Source organism: Pseudarthrobacter sp. WHRI 8279 (genome assembly GCF_040224115.2).
In the GTDB taxonomy this organism is placed as follows: domain Bacteria; phylum Actinomycetota; class Actinomycetes; order Actinomycetales; family Micrococcaceae; genus Arthrobacter.
The window spans coordinates 2,163,297-2,179,113 of sequence record NZ_CP168162.1; the positions used below are offsets into that span (position 1 = coordinate 2,163,297).

The following is a 15,817-nucleotide window of genomic DNA, read 5'->3' on the forward strand; positions in this document are numbered from 1 at the left end:
ATAGGAGAACAATGACTGCCATTTCAACAACCCAGTCAGGTGCCCCCGTCACGTCCGATGCGCACTCCAAGTCCGTTGGCGCCGACGGTGCCATCATCCTGACTGACCACTACCTGGTGGAAAAGCTCGCCCAGTTCAACCGCGAGCGGGTTCCGGAGCGCGTAGTGCACGCCAAGGGCGGCGGCGCATTCGGCACGTTCAAGGCCACCGAGGACGTGTCCAGGTACACCAAGGCAGCCTTCCTCCAGCCCGGCGTCGAAACCGACATGCTGATCCGCTTCTCCTCCGTGGCCGGCGAAAACGGCTCCCCGGACACCTGGCGCGATCCCCGCGGCTTCGCCGTGAAGTTCTACACTTCCGAGGGCAACTACGACCTCGTGGGCAACAACACCCCCGTCTTCTTCATCCGCGACGGCATCAAGTTCCCGGACTTCATCCACTCCCAGAAGCGCCTCCCAGGCACGCACCTGCGTGACGCCGACATGCAGTGGGACTTCTGGACCCTGTCCCCCGAATCCGCCCACCAGGTCACGTGGCTGATGGGTGACCGCGGCCTGCCCGCCTCCTGGCGTGAAATGCAGGGCTACGGCTCGCACACCTACCAGTGGATCAACGCCGAGGGCGAGCGCTTCTGGGTCAAGTACCACTTCAAGTCCAACCAGGGCGTGAACTCCATGAGCAGCGAGCAGGCCGAGCAGCTGGCAGGCTCGGACGCGGACTACTACATCCGCGACCTGTCCGAGAACATCGAAGCCGGCAACTTCCCGTCCTGGGACCTGCACGTCCAGGTCATGCCGTACGAGGACGCCAAGACCTACCGCTTCAACCCGTTCGACCTGACCAAGGTGTGGCCGCACGGCGATTACCCGCTGATCAAGGTGGGCACCATGGAGCTGAACCGGAACCCGGAGAACTACTTCGCGCAGATCGAGCAGGCCACCTTCGCGCCGTCGAACTTCGTGCCCGGCATCGCCGCTTCCCCGGACAAGATGCTGCAGGCACGCATCTTCTCCTACGCCGACGCACACCGCTACCGCGTGGGCACCAACCACGCCCAGATCCCGGTGAACCAGCCCAAGAACCAGGTCAACAACTACAGCCAGGACGGCGCCGGGCGTTACCACTTCAACGCTCCGTCCGTTCCGGTGTACGCCCCCAACACCTTCGGCGGTCCGGCTGCGCTTGAGCCGCAGAACCCGGCCGGCGGCTGGGAAAACGACGGCGAGCTGACCCTCGCCGCGCACTCCCTCCACCCCGAGGACAGCGACTTTGTCCAGGCCGGAGCCCTGTACCGCGAGGTTTACGACGAAGCGGCCAAGGCACGCTTCCTGGAGACCATCACCGGCGCCGTGGGCGGCGTCAAGCGCTCCGACATCAAGGAACGCGCCATCCAGTACTGGACCAACGTCGACGCCGACCTCGGCGCCAAGCTGCGCGCCAACCTCGGTACCGCTGACGCACCGTCCGCTCCGACTTCGGACGCTGAATCGGCCAACAAGATCGGCTGATCCAGCCTTTCCTGGGGCTTGCCCCAAAGAACCACCCCGTCACGGTTTCCGTGGCGGGGTGGTTCTTTTTCCGTACAGGTTTCCTCTCCGCGTCCCCGCAGAGGGGACTTTGTGCATCCAAGGACTCTTTGCACATAGAGGACTGTTTGCACATAGGGCGTGCAGGCACTGTCCCCCATTGCGGGCCGCCCCTAGGCTCACACCATGACGACTTTCCAGGGCATCCCGGCCGGCGCATTCGGGTTCTACGAAGAGCTTCGGGACAACAACAACCGGCAGTGGTGGCAGGAGCACAAGGCCGGGTACCAGTCGCTGGTCAAGGAACCCCTGGCATCGCTGCTCGCAGAGCTGGAGCCCCGGTTCGGACCGGCGAAGCTCTTCCGGCCCAACAGGGACATCCGGTTTTCCGAGGACAAGTCCCCGTACAAGACGGCCCAGGGTGCGGTGGCATCCGTCCAGGAGGGCGTTGGCTACTACCTGCAGATCAGCGCCGACGGCCTGCTGGTGGGGGCGGCTGCCACTCGCACACCCCGGCGCAGCTGGCCCGCTACCGCAACTCGGTGGATGCTTCAGGCACCGGCGAGGCACTGCGCCACATTGTGGAGAATGTGGCCGCTGCCGGCTTTTCCGTGGAGGGCGAGAAACTGAAGACAGTGCCGCGGGGGTATGACCGCGGGCATCCGCGGGCAGAACTCCTGAAGCACAAATCCCTCTCAGCCGGCGTCCACCTGGGCCGGCCGGGGTGGCTTTCCACCGCCGGCGCGGCCCACGAAATCGCGGAGCTGTGGGAGGACTTGCGCCCCTTGGTGGACTGGGTCAGCCGGCATGCTGCCCCTTGAGCGGCGTTTCCTCCCCCGATGATGCGGCAGCCGGCCGGTGCCCCTTCTTGGCCAGCTGGATCTGTTCGTAGACGTGGTGGCGCAGCTCGGTGAAGCGCGGCAGGGAACGGGTGTTCAGCTGGTCGCGGTCCGCCGGGAGGTCAATCCGGATATCTTCCTGGATCACCGTCGGAGAGCTCGAAAGGATAATGACCCGCTCGCCAAGGTAGACGGATTCGTCAATGTCGTGGGTGACGAACAGCACCGTCACGCCGAGCTTCTTCCAGACAACCCGGATGAGGTCCTCAAGATCGGCTCTGGTCTGCGCATCCACCGCGGCAAAGGGCTCATCCATCAGGAGGACCTCAGGCTGGTAGGCGATGGCCCGGGCGATTGCGACGCGCTGCTGCATACCGCCGGAAAGCTGCCAGGGGTAGGACCGCGGGACGTGGGAGAGGCCTACCGCTTCGAGGGCGTCGTCCACCAGACGGTCGCGTTCACCCTTGGGGACACCCTGGTTCTTCAGCGGCAGTTCCACGTTGTCCCGCACCCGCATCCACGGGAACAGCGAACGCCCGTATTCCTGGAATACCACCGCCATCTTCTTGGGCGGACCGGTCACGCGCTTGCCGTCAAGGAGCACCTCGCCCTCGGTGGGCGCCATCAGCCCGGAGATGCATTTGAGCAGCGTGGTCTTGCCTGACCCCGAGGGCCCCACGAGGCAGGCCAGCTCTCCTGCGCGCAGGTCGAAGGTGAGGTTGCGGACAGCCTCGACGTCGCCGCCGTCGGTCTGGTAGACCTTCTTCAGCGCCCTTACGGAGAGTGTTGCCTCCGTGTCTGCCTGGGTTGGGTCAGGCTGCATTTTCTACCTCTTTCTGGCCGTGGTACCAGCGCAGGATGTTCCGCTCGGCCCACTGGAAGATGAAGGACATGGCCACGCCCACCAGGCCCAGGACCACGATGCCGGACCACATCTCGGGGATGGCAAAGGACCGCTGGAACTGGACGATCGTGAAGCCCAGCCCGGAGGACGAGGCGAACATTTCGGAGATCACCATCAGGATCAGCCCGAGGGACAGCGACTGGCGGACGCCGGCCATGATCTGCGGGCTTGCGGAGGGAAGCACCAGGTACCGGACGCGTGCCCAGCCGCCGATGCCGTACGTGTGGGCGGAGTCGGAAAGGACAGGGTCCACGGCGCGGACGCCTTCGATGGTGTTCAGCAGTACCGGCCAGACGCAGCCGGAAATGATCACCATCACCTTCATGGAATCGGTGATGCCCATGAGCAGCATCAGGACCGGCACCAGGACCGGTGGCGGGATGGCGCGGAAAAACTCGAGCGTCGGTTCCAGGAGGGCCCGCAGCCAGCGGACGGACCCGATCAGGATTCCGCCGATCACCCCGATGATGATGGCGACGGCAACGCCCACCACCAGGCGGCCCAGGCTGGGCAGGACATCGGAAAAGAAGCGGTCACCGAACCAGACCTCACCGAATGTCTCCACGAGGTCGGCCGGCTTGGGGACAAAAAAGTTGACTGAGCCCAAGGTGGAGAACCACCAGACCAGGACCAGCAGCACGGGCAGTCCCAGGATGTAGCCGATGTTCCTGAGCGTCCTCACACGATCACCTCCGAGCGGATGGACGAGTGCCAGCCCAGGATCCTTTTTTCGATCTGGCGCATCAGCATGTTGATCAGGACGCCGATCAGGCCTGTGGCCAGCACCAGGGCGTACATGCCGGAGATGGCGCCGCCGGACTGTGCCAGGGCGATTTCCCTGCCGAGTCCCGGGGATCCGATGACGAGTTCCGCGGTGATGGCCAGGACCAGCGCCACGGCGGCTGCCAGCCGCACGCCCGTCATCAGGTAGGGCAGTGCGGTGGGAAAAACGACGTAGCGGATCCGGGCCATCCTGCCCAGGCCGTAGGTCTTGGCGGTGTTGTTGGCAACCATGTCGACGTCCGCCACCCCGTACAGCACCTGGATCAGGACCTGCCAGAAGGACGCGTACACAATCAGGAGCAGGGACGACTCGATTTTCACGCCGAAAAGCAGCACGGCCAGCGGGATGAGGGCCACCGACGGGATGGGGCGGAGGAACTCAATGGTGGAGTTGGTGGCCTTCCGCAGGAAATCGCTGGAGCCGATAATGAAGCCCAGCAGGACGGCTGCCGCCACTGCCATCAGCAGCCCCAGGAACCACGCCTTCATGGTCTCGCCCACCGCAACCCAGAAGGCCGTCAGCCCGAAGTCGACAACCAGCGCCGCTATGACCTCGCTGGCGGGCGGAAGGAACCGTTCGTCAATCAGGCCGAGCCGGGGAATGAGCTCCCACGTCGCCAGGAATCCGATGATGCCCAGAATCCCCAGCAGCTGTTTCGCTGCCCCCTTGCCCGCCTTCCGGCGCTGCCGCCCCTTAGCTGGAGCGGCACCGCCGGCGGCCAGGGTTCCTGGACTCACGGGAGGAGGTCGTCCGCACTGGGGGCTTTGGAGAGGGTGCCGTACTTGGCTGCCGCGTCGCCCAGCGTCTTGAACGCGTCCTCGTCGAACTCAACCCGGTACCGCGGGAGGATCATCTTCGCCCGCGTTGCCTCATCGATCTTGGTGTACGTGCCCACGATCTCGCGGACTTCGTCCGGGTGCTCCTGGGCGTATTCCAGCGACTTGTTCATGGCGCGGGTGAACTTCTCCGTGAGGTCGGCTTTGCCGCTGATGGTGTCGCCCTTGGTGAAGTAGCCGGCAATATCGAGTTCCGGGCTCATCTCCACGAAGTTCGACGACACCACCGTTCCACCTTCATCCACGGCCTTGGACAGGAACGGCTCCAGGATCCATGCGGCATCCACCTGCTTGTTGGCCAGCGCCGCGGGGGCGTCCGGGAAGGCGACTTCCACGAACTTCACGCCGTTGGGATCGCCGCCATCCTTCTCGATGACAGATTTGATGGTGGTGTCGCCGATGTTGGAGAGGTTGTTCACGGAAACGGTCTTGCCCGCGAGGTCCTTGGCGGACTGGATGTCTGATCCGGCTGGGACAACCACACCGCCGATGTCCTTGCCCTCTTCACCCGTAGTGGAGGCGCCGTTGGCCACGAACTTCAGGTCCAGTCCCTTGTCCTTGGCCACCATGACAGAGATCAGGTTGGAGAAGGCGAAGTCAAAGCTGCCGCTCACCACGCCGGGGACAATCGCCGCGCCGCCGGTGGCCGTCTGGATATCCAGCTCAAGGCCCTCTTCCTTGAAGAAGCCTTGCTTGTCGCCGAGGTAAATGGGCGCGCAGTCGACAATCGGGATGACGCCCACGCTGACCTTGGTCAAACCTGCTTCCCCGCCCCCGGTGGCGGGTGCGGTTCCGCCTCCCGTGGAACTGGGCGAGCCGCTTCCGCATGCCGCCAGCCCAAGGATGGACGCTGCTGCCAGGACGGAAATAAGACGACGTTTCATGATCACTCCTTCGTGCCCATGACCGGGGACAACTTCGTCCCCAAGCCTAGTGTTCGCCATTCGAACAAGCGTTCGATTACTCTGATTCAACCATGGTACGGCGGTCAGGCCATCCATATACGGCTCATTGTTACAGCTCTGAGACGGCGGCGTAAGGGATGCCCCAGGGGAGCACGCTGCAGCCGGCGCGGGACCAGCGAGCCCGGCGGGGCCGAGCGGCTCAGCCGCTGTGGCCGTTGGCTGCCAGCCGCGTCTCGAGGTTGTTGAAGAAAACCGCCAGCATCAGCTCGAAGGCTTTCGTGGCCGCCTCCGGCTCGTTCATGACCACGAAGTCGAACTGGAGTCCGTAGAAGGTGGAGGTGAAGAGCCGCGCGTCGGTATCGGCGAATTCCTCCTGTATCCCCTGGACCATCAGCCAGTCGCGGGTCTTGTGGTGGAGCATCCGGAAGTGCTCCTGCGACGTTCCCCGCGGCTCGGCGGCAACGATGTCCTGCGCCGTGGCTTCAAATTCGAGCCGGGTCAGGTGCCGGTTGCGCTGCGCCATGGTCCACTGCCAGGAGTCCAGCAGGAACTCCCGCCAGGCGGCACGGTCGATGTCCCGCACGTCGGTGTTGCGCATCCGGTCCAGCCGGGATTCGATGGAAACAACGATGTCGTTGATCAGCTGGTCGCGGCTCCCGAAGTGGTACACCAGCACGTAGGCGCTCATCCCCAGGCCCTCGGCCAGGCTCCGGAAGGTGAGCTCGGCCAGCGTCTTGTCCATCAGATAGTCAAGGATGGCGGCGAGGAGCTCGGCCTTGCGTTCGTCTCGAGTGGGGCGGGCCATAAGTCCAATCCTAAGTGGGGGCTCCATCCTGGCAGCCGGGCATGCGAATGCCCGCCCGGGCAGGCCTGGGCGGGCATTCGGTGAATGGTCAGACGCGGGTGAGCTCGTCCCCGCCGTCGCGCACCTGGCTGGACGCCGTTCCGTTGACCTCGGTGCTGGCGTCGCCGAACCGCTCGTTGAGGCGGGAGTGGCGCTGGCCGTAGGCGAAGTAGATCGCCAGGCCGATTGCCAGCCAGATGGCGAAGAAGATCCACGTCTCCACCGCAAGGTTGGTCATGAGGTAGAGGCACAGCACTGCGGAAACGATGGGCAGGACCTTCCCGAACGGAACGCGGAAGGCGGGCTTAAGGTCAGGACGCTTCTTGCGGAGCACCAAAATGCCGAGGCTTACCACCACGAACGCGGACAGGGTTCCGATGTTGATCATTTCTTCCAGCAGGTCCACGTTGGTCAGCCCGGCCACCAGCGCGACCGCGGCTCCGCAGATGACCTGGAGGCGCACCGGCGTCGAACGCTTCTCGCTGGTCCGCGACAACGCCCGGGGCAGGAGGCCGTCGCGGCTCATGGCGAGAACCACGCGGGACAGGCCCATGAGGAGCACCATGATCACGGTGGTCAGGCCCACCAGTGAACCGAAGGCGATGACCTTGGCCGCTGAAGTGTCGCCCACGGCCTCGAAGGCGGTGGTGAGGGTGGGGTTTTCCGCCTCGGCCAGCTGTGTGTAGGACACCATGCCGGTCAGGGCCAGTGAGACCAGGATGTAGAGCAGGGTCACCAGGGCAAGTCCGCCGAAGATCCCGCGCGGCAGGGTCTTCTGCGGGTTCTTCACTTCTTCGGCAGAGGTGGCCACCACGTCAAAACCGATGAACGCGAAGAACACCAGCGCGGCGCCGGCAAAGATGCCCAGGGTGCCGTACTGGGCCGGGGCGGCGCCGGTGAGGAAGCCGAAGAACGACTGCTTGAGGACGTCTGCGGTGCCGGTGCCGCCGGTGGGCTCAGCGGCGGGGATGAACGGGGCGTAGTTTTCGAACTTCACGTAGGTGAAGCCCACCACGATGACAAAGAGGACGACGCCGATCTTGATCAGGGTGAAGATGTTGCCTACGCGGGCGGACAGTTTGGTGCCAAGCACCAGCAGCACGGTGAAGACGGCGACGATCAGGAAGGCTCCCCAGTAAAGGTCAACCCCGCCCAGGGAGACCGCAGCCGGAATGTCGGCACCCATGAGTGCAAACACCTTGCTGAGGTAGATGCCCCAGTACTTGGCGATGACGGCTGCCGCGGTGAAAAGTTCCAGGATCAGGTTCCAGCCGATAATCCAGGCGAGGAGTTCGCCCATGGTGGCGTAGGTGAAGACGTAGGCGGAGCCTGCCACCGGGATCGCGGTGGCGAACTCGGCGTAGCACATGATGGCCAGCGCGCAGGTGACCGCGGCGACGGCGAAGGAGAGGGTCACTGCCGGTCCCGAGAAGTTGGCTGCCGCTTTGGCACCCACGGAGAAGATGCCGGCGCCGACAGCCACGGCGACGCCCATGATCATCAGGTCCCAGGTGCTGAGGGAACGCTTGAGCTTGCGTCCGGGCTCATCGGCGTCGGCGATCGACTGCTCGATGGATTTGGTCCGGAGGAGGTTCATGGGGATCACAATCCTGGTTTGCGAAGGAAACAGACCAGTTAACGCTAGTGTCCATCCACTGGACGGGCCGAACTGTCCCGAATGGTGAGACGGGCCCTGCACCAAACTTTGTTCCTTCAAACGCACTTAGGACCCTCCGGATGGAGGGCCCTAAGTGCGTTTGAGCCGAATTACTAGGCAGGCCAGTCCATGAGGGTGGAGCGGATCAGGAACCGTTTGCCCTCCGGCGCCTCCACGGAAAACCCGCTCCCCCGCCCTTGCACGACGTCCACTGTCAGGTGGGTGTGGCTCCAGTAGCTGAACTGTTCCCGGGACATCCAGAATTCCAGCGCCTGGGGCTCAATGCCCTCGGCCAGGTCGAACAGGCCCAGCAGGACGTCTGCCTCCCCGGTGATGAAGTCGCCCGCCGGATAGCACATGGGCGAGGACCCGTCGCAGCAGCCGCCTGACTGGTGGAACATCAACGGCCCGTGCTGGAGCCACAGCTTCCGCAGCAGCTGCACGGCGGCCGGGGTGAGCGCCACCCGGGAAAATTCTTCCCCGGGCAGCGTCACCGCGGCGTCCAGCCGGTCCACGGCCATCAGAACCTCAGGACCACGCGGCCGTCGATCTTGGCGTGCTTCATCTCATCGAGCACCGCGTTGATCTCGGAAAGCTCACGGACAGAGACGGTGGGATGGATCTTGCCCTGCGCGTAGAAGTCCAGCGCTTCCTCCATGTCCTGCCGGGTCCCCACGATGGAACCCCGGACCGTCAGGCCCTTGAGCACAATTTCGAAGATCGGTGCCGGAAAGTCGCCGGGCGGCAGCCCGTTGAACACGATCGTCCCGCCACGGCGTGCCATGCCGATCGCCTGGCCGAAAGCTGACGGGTGCACGGCCGTGACCAGGACTCCATGGCAACCTCCGGTTTCACGCTGGATGACTTCCACCGGGTCCTCGTGCAGGGCGTTGACCGTCAGCTCCGCGCCGTGTGCCTTCGCGAGGGCGAGCTTGTCGTCGGCGATGTCCACCGCCGCCACCCGGAGGCCCATGGCCACCGCGTACTGGACGGCGATGTGTCCCAGGCCGCCTATGCCGGAGATGGTGACCCACTGGCCGGGCTTGGCCTCGGTCATCTTCAGGCCCTTGTAGACGGTGACGCCGGCGCACAGCACCGGCGCCACCTCGACGGGGTCGGATCCCGCCGGTATGCGGGCAGCGAACCGCGAGTCCACCAGCATGTATTCGCCGAACGAGCCGTCCACGCTGTAGCCGGCGTTCTTCTGCACCTCGCACAAGGTCTCCCAGCCGGTGCGGCAGTACTGGCAGTCGCCGCAAGCAGACCAGAGCCAGGCGTTGCCCACCAGGTCACCGACGGCAAGGTCGGTGACGCCCTCGCCGAGGGCCACCACTTCCCCCACGCCCTCGTGGCCGGGTATAAAGGGCGGTGAGGGCTTGACGGGCCAGTCGCCTTCTGCCGCGTGGAGGTCGGTGTGGCAGACCCCGGTGGTCAGCACCTTGACCAGGGCCTGCCCCGGGCCTGGGGTAGGAATGTCGAGGTCCTGGAGCTGGAGGTCCTTGCCGAATTCGGTTACTACTGCTGCGTGCATTGTCGTCGTCATTGGCGAAATCCTTGCGTCGTTGTAGCGGAGGTGGTGCGGGATTAGAAGAAGCCGAGCTTGTTTTCGTTGTAGCTGACCAGCAGGTTCTTGGTCTGCTGGTAGTGGTCCAGCATCATGGCGTGGTTCTCACGCCCGATGCCTGAGGACTTGTAGCCGCCAAACGCGGCCCCGGCCGGGTAGGCGTGGTAGTTGTTCACCCAGACACGGCCGGCCTGGATTTCCCGGCCCGCCCGGTACGCGACGTTGCCGTTGCGCGACCAGACGCCGGCGCCGAGGCCGTACAGGGTGTCGTTGGCCAGGCCCATGGCGTCGTTGTAGTCGCTGAACTTCGTCACGGCCACTACGGGGCCGAAGATCTCCTCCTGGAAGATCCGCATTTTGTTGTGGCCTTCGAAGACCGTGGGCTGGACGTAGAAGCCGCCGGCAAGGTCGCCGGGCAGTTCGGCGCGGGCGCCGCCGGTGAGGACCTTGGCACCTTCCTGCTTTCCGATGTCGATGTAGGAGAGGATCTTCTCGAGCTGGTCGTTGGAGGCCTGGGCTCCCACCTGCGTCTCGGTGTCCAGCGGGTTGCCCTGCACCATCTTCTCCACCCGGGCAACGGCGTCGGCCATGAAGGACTCATAGATGTCTTCCTGGACCAGTGCGCGGGACGGGCAGGTGCACACCTCGCCCTGGTTGAAGGCGAACAGCGCGAAGCCTTCCTGCGCCTTGTCGTAGAAGGCGTCGTTTTCCTGGGCGACGTCGTTGAAGAAGATGTTGGGGCTCTTGCCGCCGAGTTCCAGGGTGACGGGAATGAGGTTCTGGCTGGCGTACTGGCTGATCAGCCGGCCCGTGGTGGTTTCGCCCGTGAAGGCGATCTTCCGGATCCGGGGGCTGGACGCGAGCGGCTTTCCGGCCTCGACGCCGAAGCCGTTCACCACATTCAGGACGCCTGCGGGGAGCAGGTCGCCGATGAGCTCCATCAGGACCAGGATGGACGACGGCGTCTGCTCGGCGGGCTTGAGCACCACGGCGTTGCCGGCGGCAAGCGCGGGCGCGAGCTTCCAGACGGCCATCAGGATGGGGAAGTTCCAGGGGATGATCTGGCCGACCACGCCGAGCGGCTCGTGGTAGTGGTAGGCGGTGGTGTCGTCATCGAGCTGCGAGAGCCGGCCTTCCTGGGCGCGGACGGCCGAAGCGAAGTACCGGAAGTGGTCCGCAGCAAGCGGCATGTCGGCGTTGAGGGTTTCGCGGATCGGTTTGCCGTTGTCCCAGGACTCGGCGACGGCCAGCATTTCCAGGTTCTCATCGATCCGGTCAGCGATCTTGTTCAGGATCGCGGCGCGCTCGGCCACGGAGGTCTTGCCCCAGGACGGCGCAACCTTGTGCGCGGCGTCGAGCGCCAGTTCAATGTCCTCGGCCGTCCCGCGGGCCACCTCGCAGAAGGCCTTGCCCGTGACGGGGGTGACGTTTTCGAAGTACTGGCCCTTGACGGGGGCCACCCACTCGCCGCCGATCCAGTTCTCGTAGCGGTCCTTGAAGGTGACCTTCGAACCCTCGGTACCGGGCTGGGCGTAAACAGTCATTGCTAGCTCCTTTGCTGTGCATGGGGCGGGGGCCGGTTCATGGCCTCCGCCGTTGCTCCCAGCGTAGGAGGGCAAAGGTTGCAGTCAGGTTGCACAGGAGTGGTCCAGCTCATAGCAGAGGTAGCCGGACGGAACGACGGCGCCACATGGCTAGGCGCTGAGTTCGGCTTCCAGCCGCTCGAGGTCGGCCACGACGGCGGCCCGCTTGGGCGAGCGGGCAGGCAGCAGCTTCAGGGCGGCACGGCGGACCCCGACGTCGTCCCTCGCCTCCGGCAGCTCCGCGTACTTGAGCAGTGTTTCGGCGCTGCCGTCGGTGAGGACGGCTTCCCGCATCAGGGACGAGACCCTGTCCCGGAGCTCGATGATGCCGGGCGCCTCGGACTTCGGCAGTACGGCGCCGCGGTAGATCTCGAGTGCGATCCGGTGGGCGCCGCGCTGCAGGCAGTTCAGGACCTGGCCGCTGTCCGGAACAAGGTCCATGGTGAGCTTGTAGGGCCGGGACTCCGGAACGGCGGACGGGTTGAGCTGCTGCAGGACCTTGCGCAGCCTGACCATTTCGGCGCGGAGGGTCATGGTGGAGCCATCGCCCGGGTACAGGAGGACGCTGAGTTCCTCGGCGCTCAGCCCGTCCGGATGCGAGCCCAGCAGGGCGAGGATCTCGCTGTGCCGGGCGGACAGCACCACGCTCTTGCCTTCGAGGCTGAGCAGGGCCTGGTCACGGCCCAACAGCTGGAGGCTGTTGCGGTACAGGCTGCCTTCCTTCGCCCCCACCCTCGGTGACCGGGAAGCGCTGCCCGCGCTCCGCCGTCGTGCGGGCCTGCTGGCCAGCGACGCCGCCAGCTGGAGGCGCTCAACGCGAAGCTGCGCCTGCGCGGCGGCCACGGTGGCCTCGACGAGCGACAACGTGTGGGGCGCTACCGCCGTGGCCGTGCCGGTAATGTCCACCACGCCCAGGACGGCACCGGAATCCGGATCATGGAAGGGAACGGCGGTGCAGCTCCAGGGGTGGACCGTCCGCTGGTAGTGCTCCGCGCCGGAAATCTGGATGCCGCGGCCCAGGGCCAGGGCGGTTCCGGGCGCGCTGGTGCCAACGGTGGCTTCGGACCAGTCAGCGCCGGGGACGAACATCATGCCCTCGGCACGGCGCTGAAGGGCGGGGTCCCCGTCAACCCAGAGCAGTCTGCCCACTTCGTCGCCCACCGCCACCAGCAGGCCGCTGTCGTGGCTGGGCTGCACCAGGAGCTTGTTGATCACCGGCATGATGGCGGCCAGCGGGTGCTGCCTGCGGTAGTCCTCCAGCTCATCCAGGTCCATGGCCAGCGGGGCCGCGGGGTTGTCCGGGTTCGCCTTGAAGCCTGCCGACCGCTGCCAGGATTCGCGGATCAGCGCACGCAGGCCGGGCAGCTCCGGCGCATCCGCCAACGTGCCGCCGTCGAGCTCTTCATGTGCTGCCAGGGCGCGGAGCTGCAGCGCCGCGCCGGCGCCGGGCTGGGTCAGGTTCGTCATCGAACTCCTGGTGGCTGCACTACGTCTGCAAGGGCATGGCCGCATGCTGCCGGCCAAGGGGTGGACGCCATTGTAGCGCGGCTCCCCTCGCCCACCTACGCTCTGGAGTTTTTTGTCCACTTATGCAGGGTTCAAGGGCGGCAATGTCAAGTGGTGGGAGCAACGCGGGGTGGTTAGGCCGCTTGCAGCAGCTGGTTTAGCCGGTTGGCTGGGGTATCGAGGTTGAGGGTCGGTCGGGGGCGGCGGTTGAGCTTTGCCGCGATGCGGTTGAGGTCCTCAGGGGTATGGGCCGAGAGGTCGGAGCCTTTTTCGAACCAGAACCGCAGGAGCCGGTTGGTGTTTTCATTGGTGCCGCGCTGCCAGGGCGAGTGCGGGTCGCAGAAATAGAGCGTGGTTTCCAGCGCGGTCTGGATCTTCGCGTAGCCGGCGAGTTCTGTGCCGCGGTCCCAGGTGATCGAGCGGCGCAGGTGCTCCGGGAGGTTCGCCATTTCCCGGATCATCGCGGCGGCGACGGTTTCGGCGGTATGGTCCCCGGGCAGGTGCAGCAGGATCGTGAACCGGGTTGAGCGCTCCACGAGAGTGCCGATCGCGGTCCCGTCAGAACCGATGATCAAGTCACCTTCCCAGTGCCCGGGGACCGCCCGGTCCTGGACCTCGGCGGGGCGTTCGCTGATCTTGAACGCCTCCTTGTAGGGGCTGCTCTTGAGCCGGTCGGCGGTGTGGGGGATGCGTTGTTTACGTTTCAGGCTGAGGTTTTCGGCCAGGTCTTTCCGCAGGCTTCCGCGGGTTTGGACATACAGGGCCTGGTAGATCGTCTCGTGGCTCACCTGCATAGTCTGGTCACCGGCAAAGTAAAACGCCAGCATCGACGAGATCAGCTTCGGACTCCACCCATCGTCCATCCACACCGCGATCAGCCGGCACAAATCCTCGTCCTCGATGAGCTTGAAGGGCTTGGGCCGGCGGCGTGCCTGATGGGCTCTGGTGTGCGCGACTTTAGCGTTGTACCTGCCCTCGGCGTCACAGTTGCGGTTGACCTCCCGCCAGATGACGGACTTGTCCCGTCCGATGGCCGCACCGATCTTCGCGTAGCTCATCCCGGCTTGCCGGCCCATCTGGATCATCCCCCTCTCGGCTTCGCTTAGTGCCCGCCCGCAGGAGACCTCCACGGACGGGGCAGGATCTGCCAGGCCGCCATGGGCCGAGATGCTCAGCGTCATCTGACCAGACTCGGCCCACCACTTCTTCCCGGTCCCGCGCGAGGCTCCGACACGCCGTGCAGCCTCACTGACGGACGCGCCGGAGCACACCAAATCAAGAAAATCATCACGAACATGGACAGGAAACAACTTCGGCATCAAACGCTCCATCAATCAGAACGTTGCAACCACCATATGAATCTGCCGCCGCTGAAACCTGCATATCTGGACAAAAACTCCGGGGCGGGAGCGGGGCGGGACGGGTCAGCCGCGGGAGATGCGGATCATCTCCTCGCGCGGCACCACCTTGATGCGTTCGCGGACCACGTGGTCCAGGCCCTCGGGACCGGTCCAGGCCGCCCCGAGCTGTGCCTCGTGGGCGTCCAGCCGGTTCCAGCCCTCCCACGTGGTGTATTCGATGCCGCGCTCTTTCAAAAGGTCGATGATGGCCTGGGGATCGGGATTCTGGGCCGGCGGCAGGGAAAGCCTGTCCTCAAGCAGGAACCCGATGGTCTCCAGGGCGTCGCCCTTGGTATGGCCAATCAGGCCAACAGGGCCGCGCTTTATCCAGCCGGTGGCGTAGATGCCCGGAACGGGATTGCCTCCGGCGTCGAGCACGCGGCCGCCCTCGTTCGGAATAACGCCGCGCTTGGCGTCGTACTCCAGCTCGTCCAGCGCGGAGCCATGGTAGCCAATGGCCCGGTAGACCGCCTGGACCGGGTACTCAACGAACTCCCCCGTGCCTTTCACGTTGCCGGTGCCGTCAAGCTGCATGCGCTCAAACTTGATCCCGGCCACCTTGCCGGTGCCGCCTTCGCCGCCGTCGGCAAGTACTTCCACCGGGCTGTGCAGGAAATGCAGGTGCAGCCGCCGGGATGAGGGGTTTTCCGATTCAGTGTGTTCCTCCACCAGCCAGTTGGTGAGGGTATTGACCATGGTCTTGGTCTGGTTGTTGCTGCGGATCGCCTCATCGGAGGCCTCATCGAATTCGAAGTCCTCCGGGTAGAGGACAATGTCGACGTCGTTCATGTGGCTCAGTTCGCGTAGCTCCAGCGGCGTGAACTTCACCTGGGCGGGGCCCCGCCGGCCGAACACGTGCACGTCCGTGACGGGGGAGGACTTCAGGCCGGCGTACACGTTGTCCGGGATCTCGGTGCTCAGCAGCTCCTCGGGGTGCTTGACCAGCATCCGCGCCACGTCCAGTGCCACGTTGCCGTTGCCGATCACGGCGATTTCCTTCGCGTCCAGCGGCCATTCGCGGGGAACGTCCGGGTGGCCGTCATACCAGGACACAAAGTCCGCGCCGCCGAACGAGCCCTGCAGGTCGATGCCGGGGATCTCCAGGTCCGCGTCCTTGACGGCCCCGGTGGAGAAGATCACGGCGTCGTAGAAGGCGCGGAAGTCGTGGAGCGTGAGGTCCCGGCCGTAGGTCACGTTGCCCAGGAACCGGATGTCGCCGCGGTCCAGGACCTTGTGGAGCGCGTTGACGATGCCCTTGATGCGCGGATGGTCCGGTGCAACGCCGTAGCGGATCAGGCCATAGGGTGCCGGGTAGGCCTCGAACAGGTCGATGCTGACCTCGAAGTCGCCGTCCTTGACCCCGCTGGACTTGGTCAGGATGTCCGCAGCGTAGACGCCCGCCGGTCCCGCGCCCACAATGGCGACGCGGAGGGGACGGGAGGAAATGGTTTCGCTGTGGTTGGACACCG

The 15,817-nt window shown here is 65.2% G+C and carries 13 protein-coding genes and 1 pseudogene; 2 read left to right on the top strand and 12 right to left on the bottom strand.

Annotated elements, in window-relative coordinates:
- Nucleotides 1-11 precede the first annotated feature (11 nt).
- The gene (locus ABRP28_RS09920) at nucleotides 12-1,508 is read left to right on the top strand and encodes a catalase (protein ID WP_350005882.1); all 1,497 of its coding nucleotides are present in this window, start codon (nucleotides 12-14) and stop codon (nucleotides 1,506-1,508) included.
- Nucleotides 1,509-1,712: 204 nt separating this feature from the next.
- Nucleotides 1,713-2,347: pseudogene (locus tag ABRP28_RS09925) on the top strand (DUF2461 domain-containing protein).
- Here ABRP28_RS09925 and ABRP28_RS09930 read toward each other — a convergent pair.
- The 12 genes from ABRP28_RS09930 to ABRP28_RS09985 all read right to left on the bottom strand — a co-directional run bounded on the left by ABRP28_RS09930 (nucleotide 2,325) and on the right by ABRP28_RS09985 (nucleotide 15,815).
- Nucleotides 2,325-3,188, bottom strand: coding sequence for an ABC transporter ATP-binding protein (locus ABRP28_RS09930; RefSeq protein WP_350005880.1), 864 nt, complete (start codon nucleotides 3,186-3,188; stop codon nucleotides 2,325-2,327). The pseudogene ABRP28_RS09925 and the gene ABRP28_RS09930 sit on opposite strands and share 23 nt — an antisense overlap.
- On the bottom strand, nucleotides 3,178-3,951 hold the full coding sequence (locus ABRP28_RS09935) for an ABC transporter permease (RefSeq protein ID WP_350005878.1): 774 nt from the start codon (nucleotides 3,949-3,951) through the stop codon (nucleotides 3,178-3,180). Before ABRP28_RS09935 ends, ABRP28_RS09930 begins: the two co-directional genes overlap by 11 nt.
- The gene (locus ABRP28_RS09940; RefSeq protein WP_350005876.1) at nucleotides 3,948-4,790 is read right to left on the bottom strand and encodes an ABC transporter permease; all 843 of its coding nucleotides are present in this window, start codon (nucleotides 4,788-4,790) and stop codon (nucleotides 3,948-3,950) included. The genes ABRP28_RS09935 and ABRP28_RS09940 overlap by 4 nt, the downstream gene beginning before the upstream one ends.
- Nucleotides 4,787-5,773 (bottom strand): ABC transporter substrate-binding protein, encoded by a 987-nt coding sequence (locus tag ABRP28_RS09945; RefSeq protein WP_350005874.1) that lies wholly within the window; start codon nucleotides 5,771-5,773, stop codon nucleotides 4,787-4,789. Before ABRP28_RS09945 ends, ABRP28_RS09940 begins: the two co-directional genes overlap by 4 nt.
- Nucleotides 5,774-5,993: 220 nt before the next feature.
- Nucleotides 5,994-6,599 (bottom strand): TetR/AcrR family transcriptional regulator, encoded by a 606-nt coding sequence (locus ABRP28_RS09950; RefSeq protein ID WP_231455112.1) that lies wholly within the window; start codon nucleotides 6,597-6,599, stop codon nucleotides 5,994-5,996.
- Nucleotides 6,600-6,687: 88 nt separating this feature from the next.
- Entirely contained in the window at nucleotides 6,688-8,235 is a 1,548-nt protein-coding gene (locus tag ABRP28_RS09955) for an amino acid permease (RefSeq protein WP_350005872.1), read from the bottom strand.
- Between the two features lie 173 nt (nucleotides 8,236-8,408).
- Complete coding sequence (locus ABRP28_RS09960; RefSeq protein ID WP_350005870.1) at nucleotides 8,409-8,816, bottom strand: DUF779 domain-containing protein; 408 nt, start codon at nucleotides 8,814-8,816, stop codon at nucleotides 8,409-8,411.
- The gene (gene adhP, locus ABRP28_RS09965) at nucleotides 8,816-9,838 is read right to left on the bottom strand and encodes an alcohol dehydrogenase AdhP (RefSeq protein ID WP_350005868.1); all 1,023 of its coding nucleotides are present in this window, start codon (nucleotides 9,836-9,838) and stop codon (nucleotides 8,816-8,818) included. Before adhP ends, ABRP28_RS09960 begins: the two co-directional genes overlap by 1 nt.
- Nucleotides 9,839-9,879: 41 nt before the next feature.
- Complete coding sequence (locus ABRP28_RS09970; protein ID WP_350005866.1) at nucleotides 9,880-11,403, bottom strand: aldehyde dehydrogenase family protein; 1,524 nt, start codon at nucleotides 11,401-11,403, stop codon at nucleotides 9,880-9,882.
- Nucleotides 11,404-11,553: 150 nt separating this feature from the next.
- Nucleotides 11,554-12,909 (bottom strand): GAF domain-containing protein, encoded by a 1,356-nt coding sequence (locus ABRP28_RS09975; protein WP_350005864.1) that lies wholly within the window; start codon nucleotides 12,907-12,909, stop codon nucleotides 11,554-11,556.
- Between the two features lie 173 nt (nucleotides 12,910-13,082).
- The gene (locus ABRP28_RS09980; protein ID WP_374152828.1) at nucleotides 13,083-14,267 is read right to left on the bottom strand and encodes an IS30 family transposase; all 1,185 of its coding nucleotides are present in this window, start codon (nucleotides 14,265-14,267) and stop codon (nucleotides 13,083-13,085) included.
- Between the two features lie 105 nt (nucleotides 14,268-14,372).
- Entirely contained in the window at nucleotides 14,373-15,815 is a 1,443-nt protein-coding gene (locus tag ABRP28_RS09985) for an FAD-dependent oxidoreductase (RefSeq protein ID WP_350004539.1), read from the bottom strand.
- Between the last annotated feature and the right edge of the window lie 2 nt (nucleotides 15,816-15,817).

Coding starts and splice junctions, on each gene's coding strand:
- ABRP28_RS09960 (WP_350005870.1), bottom strand. CDS start 8,816: ATGGCCGTGGACCGGCTGGACGCCGCGGTGACGCTGCCCGGGGAAGAA.
- ABRP28_RS09975 (WP_350005864.1), bottom strand. CDS start 12,909: ATGACGAACCTGACCCAGCCCGGCGCCGGCGCGGCGCTGCAGCTCCGC.
- ABRP28_RS09970 (WP_350005866.1), bottom strand. CDS start 11,403: ATGACTGTTTACGCCCAGCCCGGTACCGAGGGTTCGAAGGTCACCTTC.
- ABRP28_RS09955 (WP_350005872.1), bottom strand. CDS start 8,235: ATGAACCTCCTCCGGACCAAATCCATCGAGCAGTCGATCGCCGACGCC.
- ABRP28_RS09980 (WP_374152828.1), bottom strand. CDS start 14,267: ATGCCGAAGTTGTTTCCTGTCCATGTTCGTGATGATTTTCTTGATTTG.
- ABRP28_RS09920 (WP_350005882.1), top strand. CDS start 12: ATGACTGCCATTTCAACAACCCAGTCAGGTGCCCCCGTCACGTCCGAT.
- ABRP28_RS09945 (WP_350005874.1), bottom strand. CDS start 5,773: ATGAAACGTCGTCTTATTTCCGTCCTGGCAGCAGCGTCCATCCTTGGG.
- ABRP28_RS09950 (WP_231455112.1), bottom strand. CDS start 6,599: ATGGCCCGCCCCACTCGAGACGAACGCAAGGCCGAGCTCCTCGCCGCC.
- adhP (WP_350005868.1), bottom strand. CDS start 9,838: ATGACGACGACAATGCACGCAGCAGTAGTAACCGAATTCGGCAAGGAC.
- ABRP28_RS09930 (WP_350005880.1), bottom strand. CDS start 3,188: ATGCAGCCTGACCCAACCCAGGCAGACACGGAGGCAACACTCTCCGTA.